At 65.5% G+C, this 15,792-nt stretch carries 16 protein-coding genes and 6 tRNA genes; 19 read left to right on the top strand and 3 right to left on the bottom strand.

All coding sequences use genetic code 11. From position 1 onward, the window contains the following. The first annotated feature begins 120 nt into the window (after positions 1 to 120). The 17 genes from PO768_RS13110 (at position 121) to PO768_RS13030 (ending at position 12,553) form a co-directional block, all read left to right on the top strand. Positions 121 to 1,494 (top strand): FimV/HubP family polar landmark protein, encoded by a 1,374-nt coding sequence (locus PO768_RS13110; protein WP_442953224.1) that lies wholly within the window; start codon positions 121 to 123, stop codon positions 1,492 to 1,494. Between the two features lie 66 nt (positions 1,495 to 1,560). Beyond that, the gene (gene truA / locus PO768_RS13105) at positions 1,561 to 2,349 is read left to right on the top strand and encodes a tRNA pseudouridine(38-40) synthase TruA (protein WP_262972945.1); all 789 of its coding nucleotides are present in this window, start codon (positions 1,561 to 1,563) and stop codon (positions 2,347 to 2,349) included. 14 nt (positions 2,350 to 2,363) lie between these two features. Then, positions 2,364 to 3,008 (top strand): phosphoribosylanthranilate isomerase, encoded by a 645-nt coding sequence (locus PO768_RS13100; protein ID WP_272646409.1) that lies wholly within the window; start codon positions 2,364 to 2,366, stop codon positions 3,006 to 3,008. 12 nt (positions 3,009 to 3,020) lie between these two features. Further along, the gene (gene trpB / locus PO768_RS13095) at positions 3,021 to 4,268 is read left to right on the top strand and encodes a tryptophan synthase subunit beta (RefSeq protein WP_272646408.1); all 1,248 of its coding nucleotides are present in this window, start codon (positions 3,021 to 3,023) and stop codon (positions 4,266 to 4,268) included. Then, the gene (gene trpA, locus PO768_RS13090; RefSeq protein ID WP_272646407.1) at positions 4,265 to 5,068 is read left to right on the top strand and encodes a tryptophan synthase subunit alpha; all 804 of its coding nucleotides are present in this window, start codon (positions 4,265 to 4,267) and stop codon (positions 5,066 to 5,068) included. Before trpB ends, trpA begins: the two co-directional genes overlap by 4 nt. A 21-nt stretch (positions 5,069 to 5,089) precedes the next feature. Further along, the gene (accD, locus tag PO768_RS13085; protein ID WP_137940563.1) at positions 5,090 to 5,962 is read left to right on the top strand and encodes an acetyl-CoA carboxylase, carboxyltransferase subunit beta; all 873 of its coding nucleotides are present in this window, start codon (positions 5,090 to 5,092) and stop codon (positions 5,960 to 5,962) included. Positions 5,963 to 6,029: 67 nt separating this feature from the next. Further along, on the top strand, positions 6,030 to 7,346 hold the full coding sequence (gene folC / locus PO768_RS13080) for a bifunctional tetrahydrofolate synthase/dihydrofolate synthase (protein ID WP_272646406.1): 1,317 nt from the start codon (positions 6,030 to 6,032) through the stop codon (positions 7,344 to 7,346). 38 nt (positions 7,347 to 7,384) lie between these two features. Further along, entirely contained in the window at positions 7,385 to 8,131 is a 747-nt protein-coding gene (locus tag PO768_RS13075) for an SPOR domain-containing protein (protein WP_272646405.1), read from the top strand. A gap of 6 nt (positions 8,132 to 8,137) precedes the next feature. Next, positions 8,138 to 8,626, top strand: a complete 489-nt coding sequence (locus PO768_RS13070; RefSeq protein WP_262972939.1) for a CvpA family protein — start codon at positions 8,138 to 8,140, stop codon at positions 8,624 to 8,626. A 39-nt stretch (positions 8,627 to 8,665) separates the two neighbouring features. Further along, a complete protein-coding gene (purF, locus tag PO768_RS13065; protein WP_272646404.1) occupies positions 8,666 to 10,180 on the top strand; it encodes an amidophosphoribosyltransferase in 1,515 nt (504 codons plus the stop codon). Positions 10,181 to 10,218: 38 nt separating this feature from the next. After that, positions 10,219 to 11,619, top strand: a complete 1,401-nt coding sequence (gene gltX, locus PO768_RS13060) for a glutamate--tRNA ligase (protein ID WP_272646403.1) — start codon at positions 10,219 to 10,221, stop codon at positions 11,617 to 11,619. Positions 11,620 to 11,712: 93 nt separating this feature from the next. Next, positions 11,713 to 11,788: transfer RNA gene (locus tag PO768_RS13055), tRNA-Ala, on the top strand. A 70-nt stretch (positions 11,789 to 11,858) separates the two neighbouring features. Then, positions 11,859 to 11,934 (top strand) — tRNA-Glu (locus tag PO768_RS13050). Between the two features lie 70 nt (positions 11,935 to 12,004). After that, a tRNA-Asp gene (locus PO768_RS13045) sits at positions 12,005 to 12,081 on the top strand. 97 nt (positions 12,082 to 12,178) lie between these two features. Further along, positions 12,179 to 12,254 (top strand) — tRNA-Ala (locus PO768_RS13040). 67 nt (positions 12,255 to 12,321) lie between these two features. Further along, positions 12,322 to 12,397, top strand: a tRNA-Glu gene (locus PO768_RS13035). Between the two features lie 79 nt (positions 12,398 to 12,476). Further along, positions 12,477 to 12,553, top strand: a tRNA-Asp gene (locus tag PO768_RS13030). A gap of 109 nt (positions 12,554 to 12,662) precedes the next feature. On the opposite strand, the gene lexA is transcribed toward PO768_RS13030, so the two are convergent. Continuing rightward, positions 12,663 to 13,373 (bottom strand): transcriptional repressor LexA, encoded by a 711-nt coding sequence (gene lexA / locus PO768_RS13025; RefSeq protein WP_262972936.1) that lies wholly within the window; start codon positions 13,371 to 13,373, stop codon positions 12,663 to 12,665. Positions 13,374 to 13,449: 76 nt separating this feature from the next. On the opposite strand from lexA, the gene PO768_RS13020 reads away from it, so the two are divergent. Continuing rightward, the gene (locus PO768_RS13020) at positions 13,450 to 14,388 is read left to right on the top strand and encodes an asparaginase (protein WP_272646402.1); all 939 of its coding nucleotides are present in this window, start codon (positions 13,450 to 13,452) and stop codon (positions 14,386 to 14,388) included. Between the two features lie 45 nt (positions 14,389 to 14,433). Here PO768_RS13020 and PO768_RS13015 read toward each other — a convergent pair whose 3' ends face one another. Both PO768_RS13015 and PO768_RS13010 read right to left on the bottom strand, forming a co-directional pair. Next, on the bottom strand, positions 14,434 to 14,859 hold the full coding sequence (locus PO768_RS13015) for an organic hydroperoxide resistance protein (RefSeq protein WP_272646401.1): 426 nt from the start codon (positions 14,857 to 14,859) through the stop codon (positions 14,434 to 14,436). Positions 14,860 to 14,873: 14 nt separating this feature from the next. Then, on the bottom strand, positions 14,874 to 15,368 hold the full coding sequence (locus PO768_RS13010) for a MarR family winged helix-turn-helix transcriptional regulator (RefSeq protein WP_272646400.1): 495 nt from the start codon (positions 15,366 to 15,368) through the stop codon (positions 14,874 to 14,876). A gap of 67 nt (positions 15,369 to 15,435) precedes the next feature. Here PO768_RS13010 and PO768_RS13005 point away from each other — a divergent pair, with 67 nt between their 5' ends. Continuing rightward, on the top strand, positions 15,436 to 15,789 hold the full coding sequence (locus PO768_RS13005) for a DUF1304 domain-containing protein (protein ID WP_272646399.1): 354 nt from the start codon (positions 15,436 to 15,438) through the stop codon (positions 15,787 to 15,789). Positions 15,790 to 15,792 lie beyond the last annotated feature (3 nt).

Below are 15,792 nucleotides of genomic sequence, written 5' to 3'. Positions count from 1 at the left end.
GCATCGGCGCCCGCGCCCGCGCCCGTGGTTGCGGCTGCGCCGGCCGCAAGCCCCGTCGCTGCCAAGCCGGCCCCCACACCGGTTCCGCCCCCTGCGGCCGAAGCCGAAGGCCCGGGTCTGATGGCCGAGCTGATGGAGAGCCCCTTGGTGCTGCCGATCGCCGGCGTGCTGGTGCTCTTGCTGGGCGGGCTGGGTCTGATGCGCATGCGCGGCAAGGGCAGCAAGCCCAAGGCCGACACTGGCTTCCATGAAAGCCGGCTGCAGCCCGATTCCTTCTTCGGCAATACCGGCGGCCAGCGCGTCGACACCCGCGACGCCAACGGCCCGGCATCCTCGATGAGCTACTCGCTGAGCCAGCTTGATGCCATCGGTGATGTCGATCCGGTTGCCGAGGCCGATGTCTATCTGGCCTATGGCCGTGACCTGCAGGCCGAGGAGATTCTCAAGGAAGCGCTGCGCTCCAACCCGGAGCGGTTGGCGATCCGGCTCAAGCTGCTGGAGGTTTATGCCAAGCGCCGCGACACCAAGGGCTTCGAGCAACTGGCCGTGCAGCTCTATGCCGAGACCCAGGGCCAGGGTGAGGACTGGGCCAAGGCCCAGGAGCTGGGCCGCCAGATCGATGCCGACAATCCGCTGTACCAGCCGGGTGGCTCGCCCGAGCTGCTGCCCGACGACGGCAGCCATGAGCGCCATCCCGAGCCGATGAATGCCAGCACGCTGCCGCAGACGGCCCAGCACAGCATGCTGGGCGGCGCCGCCCTGATGGCCACCGAGCCGCTGGGCCGCGCCCGCGACGCCGGTCCGCCCAGCGGTCTGGATCTGGACCTCGACCTGGACCTGGGCTCGCCGCCCTCGGTCTCGCCGTTTGCGATGGATGCGACGCAAGCCCTGGCCACCACGGTGGAGCAGGCGCCGCTGGCGATGGACTTCGATCTCGACGGCCCGCCGACGACGCAGCCCGGCGAGATCGAGCCCAAGGAACTGGCCTTCGATCTGGGCAATCTGGATCTGCCGCCGGAGGTCACCCAGGCCGCCACGCTGCAGTCCGAGTTGCCCGACGAGCCCCAGTCGCTGGACTTCGATCTCTCGTCCATCGATCTGGACCTGCCCGAGCCTGCCCGCAAGCAGGAGGCGATCCCGACTGCCTCCGCCGAAGCCATGGATGGCGGTCTGCCGGCCGAGTTCGAGAGCATCTTGCAGGACGATGCCCCGAGCGATCCGCTGTCCCAGGCCTTCGATGCGCTGGACGACGATGGCGGTGACCCGCTGCAGCGCCAGCTGGAGCTGGCCGACGAGTTCCGCCAGATCGGCGATACCGAAGGCGCACGCGATGTGCTGCAGGAACTGCTGGCCCGGGCCAGCGGTCCGCTGCGCGANGAGTTCCGCCAGATCGGCGATACCGAAGGCGCACGCGATGTGCTGCAGGAACTGCTGGCCCGGGCCAGCGGTCCGCTGCGCGACAAGGCGCAAGCCATGCTCAACGAGCTGCGCTGAGTCCGCAGCAGGCACAATCCGAGGCGCCCGGCCTGGCCGGGCGCCTTTTCTTTTGCTGGAGCAGGAATGACAACAAGGGTGGCGCTGGGTGTCAGCTACCGCGGCCGCGGCTACAAGGGCTGGCAAAGCCAGCCGGGCGGGGGCACGGTGCAGGATGAGCTGGAAAAAGCCCTGGCCCAGTTTGCCGCGCATCCGATCCGCACGATCTGCGCCGGCCGCACCGATGCCGGCGTGCACGGACTCAACCAGGTCGTGCATTTCGATGCCCAGGTGGAGCGCGACCCGTTCTCGTGGATACGCGGCACGAACCGCTATCTGCCCCCCGATATCGCGATCCAGTGGTGCGCCTTTCCCGGCGCCGATTTCCATGCCCGCAACCATGCGCGCGGCCGTCGCTATGCCTATCTGCTGCTGGAGTCGGCGGTGCGGCCGGCGATCGAGAGCGGCTCGGTGGGCTGGGTGTTCCGGCCGCTGGATGGCGACGCGATGCGCGCGGCCGTCGAGGTGCTGCTGGGCGAGCACGACTTCAGCTCCTTCCGCTCGGTGGACTGCCAGGCCAAGTCACCGATCAAGACTTTGCGCGCGATCCAGATCAGCAAGCGCGGCGCCTACTGGCGCTTCGAGTTCGATGCCTCGGCCTTTTTGCACCATATGGTGCGCAACATCATGGGCTGTCTGCTGGCCATCGGCAGCGGCACGCGCTCAGTGGAATGGCTGGCCGGGGTGCTGGCCGCGCGTGACCGCAAGGTGGCGGCGCCGACCTTTGCCCCCGACGGCCTGTACTTCATCGGCCCGTACTACGATGCCGAGCTGCAACTCCCCGAGCATGTGGCGGCGCTGGACTGGCTGCCCTGAGTGAAACAAAGCGCATGAGCCGAACCCGTATCAAGATCTGCGGCCTGACCCGCGAGGCCGATGTCGACGCTGCCGTCCAGGCCGGTGCCGATGCCATCGGCTTTGTGTTCTACGACAAGAGCCCGCGCTATGTGACGCCAGCGCGCGCGGCCGAGCTGGCGCGGCGCCTGCCGCCCTTCGTGACACCGGTGGGGCTGTTCGTCAACGCCAGCGACGAGCAGCTGGCGGCCGGCCTGGCCGCGCTGCCGAATATGCTCTTGCAATTCCATGGCGACGAGAGCCCGCAGGACTGCGAGCGGGCAGGGCGGCCCTGGCTGCGGGCCGCGCGCATGAACCCCGGCTTCGATTTGCTAGACTTCGCCTATCACTATTCAGGTGCCCAGGCCATTCTGCTCGACGCGCATGTCGACGGCTATGGCGGCGGTGGAAAGGTTTTCGATTGGTCACTCATTCCAAGAAACGTGCCCTCTCCAGTCGTTTTGTCTGGTGGGTTGCATGCCGGAAATGTGCTGACCGGCGTTCTTCAGGTGCGGCCCTGGGCCGTTGACGTGAGTTCCGGCGTCGAGCAGGCCAAGGGCCTGAAGGACGCCGCCCTGATCCAGCAGTTCTGTGCCGAGGTCCGCGAAGCGGATCGGCGCATCGAACAGCAGCAAACCTGAAGAGAACAAGCCATGCAAAGCTATGACCAACCCGATGCCCGCGGGCATTTCGGGCCCTACGGCGGCCGCTTCGTCGCCGAGACCCTGGTTCACGCGCTCGATGAGCTGAACGAGGCCTATGCACACTACAGCAAGGACCCGGAGTTCATCCGCGAGTACAAGCATGAACTGGCCCATTTCGTCGGCCGCCCCAGCCCAATCTATTACGCCGACCGTCTGAGCCGCGAACTGGGCGGCGCCCAGATCTACCTGAAGCGCGAGGACTTAAACCATACCGGCGCGCACAAGGTCAATAACACCATCGGCCAGGCGCTGCTGGCCAAGCGCATGGGCAAGAAGCGCGTGATCGCCGAAACCGGCGCCGGCCAGCACGGCGTGGCCACCGCGACCATCTGTGCCCGCTACGGCATGGAGTGCGTGGTCTATATGGGCAGCGAGGACGTCAAGCGCCAGTCGCCCAATGTCTACCGGATGAATCTGCTGGGCGCGCGGGTGGTGCCGGTCGAGTCCGGTTCCAAGACCCTGAAGGATGCGCTCAACGAGGCGATGCGCGACTGGGTCACCAATATCGAGTCGACCTTCTACATCATCGGCACCGTGGCCGGCCCGCATCCTTATCCGATGATGGTGCGCGACTTCCAGCGCGTCATCGGCGATGAGTGCCTGACCCAGATGCCCGAGATGATCGGCCACCAGCCGGATGCGGTGATCGCCTGCGTCGGCGGCGGCTCGAACGCCATCGGCATTTTCTACCCCTATATCCCCTATGAGGGCGTGCGCCTGATCGGCGTCGAGGCGGCGGGCGAGGGCGTGGACAGTGGCAAGCATGCGGCGACCTTGAGCGCAGGCAGCCCCGGCGTGCTGCATGGCAACCGCACCTATCTGCTGCAGGACGCGAACGGCCAGATCACCGAAACCCACTCGATCTCGGCCGGCCTGGACTATCCGGGTGTCGGCCCCGAGCATGCCTATCTGAAGGACATCGGCCGGGCCGAATATGTCGGCATCACCGACAAGGAGGCGCTGCAGGCCTTTCACCGCCTGTGCCGCACCGAGGGCATCATCCCGGCGCTGGAATCCAGCCACGCGCTGGCCTATGCGATGAAACTGGCGCCGACCCTGTCGCCGGACAAGACCTTGCTGGTGAACCTGTCCGGCCGTGGCGACAAGGACATCGGCACCGTCGCCGACCTGTCCGGGGCGGAGTACTTTGACCGCCCCTCGATGGCCGGCCACAGCGTGAAGGGAGGTACGCAATGAGCCGCATCGCCACCACTTTCGCGCGCTTGCAAGCCGAGGCCCGCAAGGCGCTGATCCCCTTTGTCACCGCCGGCGATCCCTTTCCCGATGCGACGGTCGAGCTGATGCTGGCTCTTGGCCAGGCCGGTGCCGACGTGATCGAGCTGGGCGTGCCGTTCTCCGACCCGATGGCCGACGGCCCGGTGATCCAGCGCGCCGGCGAGCGGGCGCTCAAGCACGGCATCGGCCTACCCCAGGTGCTGGACTATGTGCGCGGCTTCCGCGTGCACAACAACAGCACGCCGGTGGTGCTGATGGGCTATGCCAATCCGGTCGAGCGCTATGGCGTCGAGCGTTTCGTCGCCGATGCCAAGGCCGCAGGCGTGGACGGCGTCTTGATCGTCGACTACCCGCCCGAGGAATGCGAGGTCTTCGCGGCCGCGCTGCGCGCGCAAGACCTGGACCCGATTTTCCTGCTGGCGCCGACCTCGACCGAAGAGCGCATGGCCCGCATCGGCCAGCTGGCCAGCGGCTATGTCTACTACGTCTCGCTGAAGGGCGTGACCGGGGCCGGCCATCTGAACACGGCGGCTGTGGCCGAGATGATTCCGCGCATCCGCCGCCATGTGACGGTGCCGGTGGGCGTGGGTTTCGGCATCCGCGACGGCGCCACCGCGCGGGCCGTGGCCGACCATTCCGATGCGGTCGTGATCGGTTCACGCCTGGTCGAGTTGCTGGAGGTCCAGCCGCGCGATAATGTCGCCGCAACCGGCGCCCAGTTCATCCGGGATATCCGCCAGGCGCTCGACGCGCCCCACTGATTGATAAAGGAGCCTGCAACCATGAGTTGGCTTGAGAAACTTCTGCCGCCCAAGATGCAGCAGACCGACCCGAACGAGCGCCGCACGGTGCCCGAGGGGCTGTGGATCAAGTGCCCGTCCTGCGAGACGGTGCTCTACAAGACCGATCTGGAGCAGAACGTCAATGTCTGCCCCAAGTGCAGCCATCACCACCGCATCGGCGCGCGTGCGCGCCTGAACGCCTTTCTCGACGGCGAAGGCCGCTACGAGGTGGGCCAGGAGGTGCTGCCGGTCGACGCGCTGAAGTTCAAGGACAGCAAGAAGTATCCCGACCGGCTCAAGGAAGCGCTGGAGAACACCGGCGAGACCGATGCGCTGATCGTGATGGGCGGCGCGGTGATGAGCGTGCCGGTGGTCGCGGCCTGCTTCGAGTTCGACTTCATGGGAGGCTCGATGGGCTCGGTGGTCGGCGAGCGATTTGCGCGCGGCGTCGAGACGGCGATCGAGCAGAAGACCCCCTTCATCTGCTTCACCGCGACCGGCGGCGCCCGGATGCAGGAGGGTTTGCTGAGCCTGATGCAGATGGCCAAGAGCAATGCGGCGCTGACCCGCCTGGCCAAGGCCAAATTGCCCTATATCAGCGTGCTGACCGATCCGACGATGGGCGGGGTGTCGGCCAGCTTCGCCTTCGTCGGCGATATCGTGATTGCCGAGCCCAAGGCCTTGATCGGCTTTGCCGGCCCGCGCGTGATCGAGAACACGGTGCGCGAGAAGCTGCCGCCGGGTTTCCAGCGCGCCGAGTTCCTGATGGAAAAGGGCGCGGTGGACATGATCGTCGACCGCCGCGAGCTGCGCGAGACCATTGCGCGCCAGCTGGCGATGCTGCAGCGGCAGAGCACCGACGCGGTGGCCTGAGCGCCGTCAATCCCTGTAGACGCAGCGGCCAGGCTGGACAGCCTGGCCGTCTTCATTTGGACATGGCATGAAGAAGAATCTGGACGACTGGCTGGCCCACTGCGAGCGACTGCACCCCAAGGAGATCGACATGACGCTCGCGCGCGTGCAGCGCCTGCGCGAGACCATGGGGCTGAAGTTCGAGGCGCCGGTCGTGATGGTGGCCGGCACCAATGGCAAGGGCTCGACCTGCGCGATGCTGGAATCGATTGCCTTGCAAGCCGGCTATCGGGTCGGGCTCTATATCAAACCGCATCTGGTGCATTTCCAGGAGCGCTGCCGCGTGGCCGGTGCGCCGGTCGAGGCCGACTCCCTGCTGCCGCATTTCGAGGCTGTCGAGCAGGCGCGCGGTGATCTGGCGCTGACCTATTTCGAGTTCACGACCCTGGCCATCATGAGCCGGCTGGCGGCCGAGCCGCTGGATCTGGTGATTCTGGAAGTGGGTCTGGGCGGACGGCTGGACGCCGTCAACTGCATCGATGCCGATTGCAGCGTGATCACCAGCATCGATCTGGACCACACCGAGTATCTGGGCCCCGACCGCGAGTCGGTCGGGCATGAGAAGGCGCACATCATGCGAGCCGGCCGGCCCGTGGTGGTCAGCGATCCGGTGCCGCCGGCCTCGCTGGCGGCCTATGCGAGCAAGATCGGCGCCGATCTGCTCCAGCTGGGGCAGGACTTCAGCTACAGCGGCGACCGCCAGCAATGGCAGTGGGTGGGCCGCGAGCGCCGCTTCAGCGGCCTGGCCTATCCCTCGCTGCGCGGCGTCAACCAGCTGCTGAACGCGGCCGGCGTGCTGGCGGTGTTCGAGGCCTTGTACGAGCGGCTGCCGATCAGCGCGCAGGCGGTGCGCACCGGCCTGGCCCTGGTCGAGCTGCCGGGGCGTTTCCAGGTGGTGCCGGGCCAGCCGGCCCTGGTGCTGGATGTCGCGCACAACCCGCACGCGGTGGCGGCGCTGGCGCAGAACCTCGATCAGATGGGCTTCTTCCCCTGCACCCGCGTGGTGTTCGGCGCGATGGCCGACAAGGATCTGGCCCAGATCATCGGGCGCATCTCGCACCTGGTCGATGTCTGGCATTTCACCGACCTTGACCTCCCGCGTGCGGCCAAGGCCGAGGCCCTGGCGGCGCAGTTCGAGTCCCTGCGCGCCGCCGGCGCCATCAAGACCCCGGCCGCCGTGACCGTGCAGCGGCATGCGGACCCCATGCAAGCCCTGAACGCAGCGGCGGCCGAGTCCGACCCCGCTGATAGAATTCTGGTCTTCGGTTCCTTCTTCACCGTGGGCGGCGTGCTCAAGCATGGTGTCCCACGATTGGTCGCCGGCAAGCCACCCACTGGCGCCTGAGCACTCTCTCCAACACGCACTGTCCGACTCTCCAGCTCATGGGTTTGCTGTCTTTTTTCAAACGCTCGCCCGATCAAGCCGCGGCAAAACCGGTCTCGGACACTGTGGTGCAGCAGCTGCGGGTCAGGGCACGCCGCCGCCTGATTGGCGCGGCCCTGCTGGTGGGCGTTGGCGTGATCGGCTTCCCGCTGATCTTCGAGACCCAGCCGCGTCCCATCCCGGTCGATCTGCCGATCGACATTCCGCGCAAGGAAGCGACGCCGGCCGTGGTGATCCCGCCGGCCTTGCCCGCGTCCCTGCCGGCCGTGGCCGAAGCGCCGCTGGCCCAGGCGCCGCTGGCTCAGGCGCCGACTGAAGCTCCGGCGGTGGTCACCGAGCCCAAGCCCGAGCCGGTGGAACGAGGCATCGAAAAGCCCGCAGACAAGCCCAAGCCGCTGGAGAAGCCGGTCGACAAGAAACCCGTCGAGCTGGCGCAGCCGAAGACGCAGGAGTCGGCCCGTGTGCAGGCCTTGCTGGAAGGCAAACCGGTCGAGAAGAAGGCTGACAGCAAGTCCGAAGGCCGTTTCATCGTCCAGGTCGGTGCCTATGCCGATGGCAAGGCCGCCCAGGAGGCGCGCATGAAGGTCGAGCGCATGGGCTTGAAGACGTATACGCAGGCCGTGGACACGGCGGACGGCAAACGCATCCGGGTTCGGGTCGGCCCCTTCGGCAGCCGCGAGGAGGCCGACAAGGTGGCGGCCAAGGTGCGCGGCGGCGGCTTGTCGACGGCCGTGCTGACGCTTTGATGCACCATGGGCTGGGTCGATCTGGTACTGCTGGGTGTTCTGGCCGTCTCGGTGCTGCTGGGCCTGTGGCGCGGGCTGGTCTTCGAAGTCCTGTCTATCCTGGGTTGGGTGGTGGCCTATTTCGCCTGCCCCTATGTCGCCCCTTTCATTGCGAACTGGCTGCCGCAGGACAAGCTGGCGCCGAATTTATTGCATGCGCTGAGCCTGGTGCTGGCCTTCATGCTGATACTGCTGCTGTGGGGCCTGTCGGCGCGGCTGCTGCGGGCGCTGATCCACGCAACGCCGCTGAGCATTATCGACCGGGTGCTGGGCGGGGGCTTTGGTGTGCTGCGCGGCGTGCTGATCGGCCTGCTGGCGGTGGTGCTGGTCAGCATGACGCCGGCCGTGCGTTCCGGGCCCTGGCAGGAATCTCAGGTGGCGCCCTGGCTGCAGGCCGCCTTGCATCTATTGACGCCGGTGCTGCCGGCCGAAGTGCTCAAGTTCATCCCGGTCTGAGCCGCGGCTTCAGATCTTTCACGACAAGGAAGTAGTCCCATGTGTGGCATCGTCGGAGTGATTTCTCGCTCGCCGGTCAATCAGCTGATTTATGACGCCTTGCTGCTGCTGCAGCACCGCGGCCAGGACGCTGCCGGCATCGTCACCATGCAAGGCAATAAGTGCTTCATGCACAAGGCGCGCGGCATGGTGCGTGATGTGTTCCGCACCCGCAATATGCGGGCGCTGCCGGGCTCCATCGGCCTGGGCCAGGTGCGCTACCCGACCGCCGGCAATGCCTATAGCGAGGAAGAGGCTCAGCCCTTCTATGTCAACGCGCCTTTCGGCCTGGTGCTGGTGCACAACGGCAATCTGACCAATGCGCATGCGCTGAAGAAGGAGCTGTTCGACATCGACCGCCGCCATATCAACACCGAGAGCGACACCGAGGTGCTGATCAACGTCGTCGCCCACGAGCTGGAGCTGGCCGCGCGCGATCTGCCGGTGACGCCCGAGGAGGTGTTCAAGGCGGTGCGGGCGGTGCACAAGCGCATCAAGGGCTCCTACGCGGTGATCGCGCTGATCGCCGGCCATGGCCTGCTGGCCTTCCGCGACCCTTACGGCATCCGCCCGCTGTGCTTCGGCCAGGCGGCCGACGGCGAGATCATGGTGGCCAGCGAGAGCGTCGCGCTGGAGGGTACCGGCCATCAGCTGATCCGCGATGTGGCGCCCGGCGAGGCGATCTTCATCGACATGAACGGCCAGATGCACACGCAGCAGTGCGCCGACAGCCCGACCCTGAACCCCTGCATGTTCGAGTTCGTCTATCTGGCGCGCCCGGACTCGGTGATGGACGGCATCTCGGTCTACCAGGCCCGGCTGAATATGGGTGAGACCCTGGCCCAGCGTCTGATCTCGACGATGCCACCCAGCGATATCGATGTCGTGATCCCGATTCCCGAGTCGAGCCGGCCCTCGGCGATGCAGCTGGCGCACCGCATCGGCAAGCCCTATCGCGAGGGCTTCGTGAAGAACCGCTATGTCGGCCGCACCTTCATCATGCCGGGGCAGGGCGCGCGCAAGAAGTCGGTGCGCCAGAAACTCAATGCGATCGGCCTGGAGTTCAAGAACCGCAATGTGCTGCTGGTCGATGATTCCATCGTGCGCGGCACCACCTCCAAGGAAATCGTCCAGATGGCCCGCGAGGCCGGCGCCCGCAAGGTCTATCTGGCCTCGGCCGCGCCGCCGGTGCGCTACCCGAATGTCTACGGCATCGACATGCCCACCAGCGAAGAGCTGATCGCGCACAACCGCTCGATCGAGGAAATCCGCCAGTACATCGGCGCCGATGCGCTGATCTACCAGGACGTCGATGCGATGAAGCGCGTGGTCGCAGCGCTGCGCCCGGGCTTGAACGGCTTCGAGGCCTCCTGCTTCGACGGCAGCTACATCACCGGCGATGTCTCGGCCGAAGACTTCGCGACGATGCAGCAGCAGCGCAAGTCGCAGGGCGAGGAAGAGGATGGCCCGGCCCGCACCCGGCTGGCCCTGCAAAGCGGCACGGAGCAGGGCTGAGTGCCGGCTCCCGAAGACCATGAATACCTGATCTCGCCATGACACAAACCCGCACCCCTGTCCGCACCCGCATTGCCCCATCGCCGACCGGCTTTCTGCACCTGGGCACCGCTCGTACGGCGCTGTTCTCCTGGGCCTATGCCCGCCACCACGGTGGCCAGTTCGTGCTGCGCATCGAGGACACGGATGTCGCGCGCTCGACCCAGGACTCGGTCGACCAGATCCTTGCCGCGATGCAGTGGCTGGGGCTGGAATACGACGAGGGTCCGATCTACCAGATGCAGCGCCTGGCGCGCTACAACGAGGTGATCGAGCAGATGATCGCCGCCGGTACCGCCTACCGCTGCTACTGCACGCCCCAAGAGCTGGATGCGATGAAGGCAGGCCAGGAAGCGCGCGGCGAGAAGCGCCGCTATGACGGCACCTGGCGGCCGGAAGCCGGCAAGGTGCTGCCCGCCGTTCCCGAGGGCGTCAAGCCGGTCGTGCGTTTCAAGAACCCGATCGGCGGCGATGTGACTTGGGATGATTTGTGCAAGGGCCCGATCACGATCAACAACCGCGAGATCGACGACCTGATCATCCTGCGCACCGATGGCGTGCCGACCTACAACTTCGCCGTGGTCATCGACGACTGGGACATGAAGATCAGCCATGTGTTCCGTGGCGACGAGCATGTCAACAACACGCCCTGGCAGATCAATATCTTCAACGCACTGGGGGCGCCGCTGCCGGCCTTCGGCCATGTGCCGGTGATCCTCGGCGACGATGGCCAGAAGCTGAGCAAGCGCCGCGGTGCGGTCAGCGTCACCGCCTACGAAGAGAACGGCTATCTGCCCGAGGCGATGCTGAACTACCTGTCGCGCCTGGGCTGGAGCCACGGCGATGACGAGTTGTTCTCGCGCGAACAGCTGGTCAGCTGGTTCGACGGTTCGCATCTCTCCAAGAGCCCGGCGCAGTGGGACCCGGCCAAGCTGGAGTGGGTCAACAGCCAGTACATCAAGCAGGCCGATGACGCGCGCCTGTCGGCGCTCGTCGCGGCGCAGCTGGCCAAGCGCGGCGTCACGGCCGATCTCGGCCGGCTGCCGGCCATGTGCGCGCTGTTCAAGGATCGCTGCGCGACCACGGTGGCGCTGGCCGATTGGCTGGCCATGTATTTCGCGCCGGTGCAGCCCAGCGCCGAGGATCTGGCCGCCCATGTCAGCGAGGCGGTGAAGCCCGCGCTCGCAACGCTGGCCGACAAGCTCGCCGCCACCGACTGGAACAAGGCCGGCATCCAGGCCGCGATCAAGGAAACCATCACGGCCCACGGCCTGAAGATGCCGCAACTGGCGATACCGCTGCGGGTGCTGGTGTGTGGTCGTGCACAAACTCCGTCGGTCGACGCGGTGCTGGAACTGTTCGATAAAGAAAATGTGGTCGAACGCTTGCGCTGCGCATAAAAATCGTTCTATACTCTATGTCTCGCTTGAACAGCGCGATACACAAAGAACGGCAGACAGCAACGAGTAATCGAAGCGGCTTGCATGATCTGAGGGGGTATAGCTCAGCTGGGAGAGCGCTTGCATGGCATGCAAGAGGTCAGCGGTTCGATCCCGCTTACCTCCACCACATGTTCAGGTTTCTGGGGAGGTGGTTGGCGCGCAGATCAAGGATGAGGAAGTAGAAGTCAGAAGGTTTAGTCCCCTTCGTCTCGAGGCCTAGGACACCACCCTTTCACGGTGACTACAGGGGTTCGAATCCCCTAGGGGACGCCAAGTTTGATAAACTTGATAATTGCTGCGATATATAATGTATACTGCAGCAGTTGTGAAATTATCCCACTGCGGAGTGGTAGTTCAGTTGGTTAGAATACCGGCCTGTCACGCCGGGGGTCGCGGGTTCGAGTCCCGTCCACTCCGCCAAGGTTTGCCCGATTCGCATCGGTAAGCGGCCATTCAGTTGGCCGCTTGTATTTTGAGAGAAATTACTGCTTGAGCAGCGTGTAGCCCGGAATTTTTGGGGGGTATAGCTCAGCTGGGAGAGCGCTTGCATGGCATGCAAGAGGTCAGCGGTTCGATCCCGCTTACCTCCACCAAGTCACCTCAGGGTGTCGGTGGCGCGCGGCTCGGGCAGCGAAGTAGAAGAAGTAAATAGAAGGTTTAGTCCCCTTCGTCTAGAGGCCTAGGACACCACCCTTTCACGGTGACTACAGGGGTTCGAATCCCCTAGGGGACGCCAAGTTTGATAAGGCTTGGTAGTTTTGGAAGCGCATGCTTCGAGAAACTACAGAACTTATCTGATATTCGCAAGAGTATCTGGAGTGGTAGTTCAGTTGGTTAGAATACCGGCCTGTCACGCCGGGGGTCGCGGGTTCGAGTCCCGTCCACTCCGCCAACATTTGAAACCCTGGAAGCGCAAGCCTCCAGGGTTTTTTCTTGTGCGCCGAGACATATCAAATGTTTGCAGAGACATCATCCCTGCAAACTTGATTGCGGCCGCAGTATCAGAAGGCCATTTGCCCGCGAATCAAACCGACGGCCAGACCTTCCAATGCAAAACTCTCATCGCCGGCCGCGACCAAGATGGGTTCGAAGTCGGGGTTCTCGGCCAGCAACTCGATGCCGCCGCTGCGGCTGCGTTTGAAGCGCTTGACGGTGACCTCATCACCCAGCCGTGCGACGACGATCTGCCCATTCTTGGCTTCGCTGGCCTTTTGCACCGCCAGCAGATCGCCGTCCATGATGCCGATGTCCTTCATGCTCATGCCGCGCACCTTCAGCAGGAAATCGGGTCGGCGCGCGAACATGCCGCTCTCGACCGTGTAGCTCTGCTCGATATGCTCCTGCGCGAGGATGGGATGGCCGGCCGCGACGCGCCCGACCAGGGGCAGGGTGAGTTGCGACAGATTCGGAATCGGCAGCGAGAACTGGAAGTCCTCACGGGCGCGGCGCTCCTGATGCATGGCTTTCAAGGTGTCCGACTTCAGCCGGATGCCGCGCGACGTGCCGCCGACCAGTTCGATCACGCCCTTGCGCGCCAAGGCCTGCAGATGCTCCTCGGCCGCATTGGCCGAGCGGAAACCCAACTCGTTGGCGATCTCGGCGCGGGTCGGAGGGGCTCCGGTCTGCTCGATGGCCTGGCGCACCAAGTCAAGGATCTGCTGCTGGCGTGCCGTCAATTTGACGGTGGAAACACTGGGGCTGATATCGTCCATGCTGGGCTCGCAGACATCTGGGAAAGATGCGCCTGAGTATATATCCAGTAACTGTTCATTCATCCAGGAAGTGACCGTGGTCAGCAAGAACAAGCCTTTTATCGTGATCCTGGGCACCGGCGGCACGATTGCCGGCCAGGCCCGCACGGCGTCCGACAACGTCGGCTACACCGCCGCCCAGCTGGGCGTGGACGATCTGGTGTCGGCCGTGCCGCCGCTGGCGCAGCAGGCGCTGGAGGCCGAGCAAGTGGCCCAGCTCGACAGCAAGGACATGGACTTCGCGACCTGGCAGCGGCTGGCCGAGCGAGTGGCCCACCATCTGGCGCGCGAGGAGGTGGCCGGGGTCGTTATCACCCATGGCACCGATACCTTGGAAGAGACGGCTTATTTCCTGCACCGCGTGTTGGCGCCGCGCAAGCCGGTGGTGTTGACCGCCGCGATGCGACCGGCGACGGCCTTGCAGACCGATGGGCCGCAAAATCTGCTCGATGCCGTCAGCGTTGCCAGCGATGAACGTGCGCAAGGGGTGCTCACCGTCTTCGCGGGTGCTGTTCATGGGCCCGAGCAGATCCGCAAGGTGCACAGCTACAAGGTCGATGCCTTTGCTTCCAGCGATGGGGGCCTGGTCGCCGTCGTGGAGGAGGGCGTGCTGCGCCCCTTGGGTGCCTGGCCGGCAGCGGAGGGCGCCGTCGGCCTGGCGCGTATCGGCAAACCCGCTGCGGCCTGGCCGCGCGTGCAGATCGTGCTGAACCATGTCGGCGCCGACGGCGCGCTCGTGCAGGCCTTGCTGGCCCAGGGGGTCGACGGTCTGGTGGTAGCTGGCACCGGCAATGGCACGCTGTCGCTGTCGCTGGAGCAGGCCCTGCGCAGCGCCCAGCAGCAGGGCGTCAGGATCCTGCGCAGCAGCCGCTGCGATGCCGGTCCGGTCACGTCCTCGGCTGCGGCCCTGCCCAGCGCCGGCGCGCTGAGCCCGGTCAAGGCGCGTATCGAACTCTTGCTCGAATTGCTGGCCTGAAACGACAACAGGGGCCGCAGCCCCTGTCTGGCTCGGCCAAGGTCCTTAGACGATGGTCAGGCTCACATCGATATTGCCGCGCGTGGCATTCGAGTAAGGGCAGACCTGGTGGGCGGCGGCCACCAGGGTTTCGGCCTGACTGCGCTCCAGACCCGGCAGGCTGATCTTCATCGCGACCTGGATGCCGAAGCCGGCGGGAATCGGGCCGATGCCCACTTCCGAGGTGATGGACACATCGGCCGGCACGGCGATCTTGATCTTGCCGGCGACGGCCTTCATCGCGCCGATGAAGCAGGCCGAATAACCGGCGGCGAACATCTGCTCGGGGTTGGTGCCCGAGCCGCCGGCGCCGCCCAGTTCCTTGGGTGTACTCAGCGTGACGCTCAGAGCGCCGTCGGACGAGGAGGCCTTGCCTTCACGGCCGCCGGTGGCGGTGGCGGTGGCGGTGTAGAGAACTTTGTCGAGTGCCATGGTGCTTCTTCCTATCAGGAGTGGTGGGTGGGCGAAGAAAGGTCGGCGCTGGAGAGCTGCTTGCGCAGCTCATGCAGGCGCCGGGTCAGGGAGACGAGTTCATCCAGCGAGCAGGCGCTGGCGCAGGCGAGCTGGGGCGGAATGTTCAGGGCCTGCGCCTTCAGCGCGCGGCCGGCATCGCTGAGGAAAATGTCGACGCGGCGCTCGTCGTCCTGCGCGCGGCGGCGGGTGATCAGTGCGCCGGCCTCCAGGCGTTTGAGCAAGGGCGTCCGGGTGCCGGAGTCCAGCGAGAGGCGCTGGCCCAGGGTGGAAACGCTGATGCCGTCCGCCTCCCAAAGCACCAACATCACCAGGTACTGAGGGTAGGTCAGGCCCATGGGCTCCAGCAGCGGCTTGTAGAGCTTGGTCATGGCCAGCGAGCTGGCGTACAGCGCAAAGCACAGCTGCTGGTCCAGCTGCAGCCATTGCTCGGCCTGGCTCGGTGCTGCGGTGGTCTGGTTGCGTGGCATGGGTGATAATGTATTCCGCAATTAAATTGCACACAACTTAAATGGTTATTCAAGCTAGGGGGACGAGATGACGATGTTGGCGAACCTGCTGGTGGCCCTGGTGGCCGCCCTGCATCTGTATTTTCTGGTGCTGGAGATGTTCTTCTGGACCAAGCCGCTGGGCCGCAAGGTCTTCAGACTGACACCCGAGTTCGCCGAGGCGAGCAAGACCCTGGCCGCCAACCAGGGCCTCTACAACGGCTTTTTGAGTGCGGGCCTGCTCTGGGGCCTGGCGGCCGGCAACACAGCGAACCAGCTCTTCTTCCTGGGCTGCGTCGTGGCTGCGGGCGTCTACGGCGCCGCTACCGTCGGCAAGAAAATCCTGTTCGTGCAGGCCTTGCCGGCGGCGCTGGCAATCGCGGCCGTGCTGGCCGCGCGCTGAGAG

The organism is Paucibacter sp. XJ19-41 (assembly GCF_028462495.1).
Lineage (GTDB): Bacteria > Pseudomonadota > Gammaproteobacteria > Burkholderiales > Burkholderiaceae_C > Roseateles_E.
This window is presented reverse-complemented; position numbering and strand designations above follow the sequence as displayed.

Coding starts and splice junctions, on each gene's coding strand:
- truA (WP_262972945.1), top strand. CDS start 1,561: ATGACAACAAGGGTGGCGCTGGGTGTCAGCTACCGCGGCCGCGGCTAC.
- PO768_RS13100 (WP_272646409.1), top strand. CDS start 2,364: ATGAGCCGAACCCGTATCAAGATCTGCGGCCTGACCCGCGAGGCCGAT.
- trpB (WP_272646408.1), top strand. CDS start 3,021: ATGCAAAGCTATGACCAACCCGATGCCCGCGGGCATTTCGGGCCCTAC.
- trpA (WP_272646407.1), top strand. CDS start 4,265: ATGAGCCGCATCGCCACCACTTTCGCGCGCTTGCAAGCCGAGGCCCGC.
- accD (WP_137940563.1), top strand. CDS start 5,090: ATGAGTTGGCTTGAGAAACTTCTGCCGCCCAAGATGCAGCAGACCGAC.
- folC (WP_272646406.1), top strand. CDS start 6,030: ATGAAGAAGAATCTGGACGACTGGCTGGCCCACTGCGAGCGACTGCAC.
- PO768_RS13075 (WP_272646405.1), top strand. CDS start 7,385: ATGGGTTTGCTGTCTTTTTTCAAACGCTCGCCCGATCAAGCCGCGGCA.
- PO768_RS13070 (WP_262972939.1), top strand. CDS start 8,138: ATGGGCTGGGTCGATCTGGTACTGCTGGGTGTTCTGGCCGTCTCGGTG.
- purF (WP_272646404.1), top strand. CDS start 8,666: ATGTGTGGCATCGTCGGAGTGATTTCTCGCTCGCCGGTCAATCAGCTG.
- gltX (WP_272646403.1), top strand. CDS start 10,219: ATGACACAAACCCGCACCCCTGTCCGCACCCGCATTGCCCCATCGCCG.
- lexA (WP_262972936.1), bottom strand. CDS start 13,373: ATGGACGATATCAGCCCCAGTGTTTCCACCGTCAAATTGACGGCACGC.
- PO768_RS13015 (WP_272646401.1), bottom strand. CDS start 14,859: ATGGCACTCGACAAAGTTCTCTACACCGCCACCGCCACCGCCACCGGC.
- PO768_RS13010 (WP_272646400.1), bottom strand. CDS start 15,368: ATGCCACGCAACCAGACCACCGCAGCACCGAGCCAGGCCGAGCAATGG.
- PO768_RS13005 (WP_272646399.1), top strand. CDS start 15,436: ATGACGATGTTGGCGAACCTGCTGGTGGCCCTGGTGGCCGCCCTGCAT.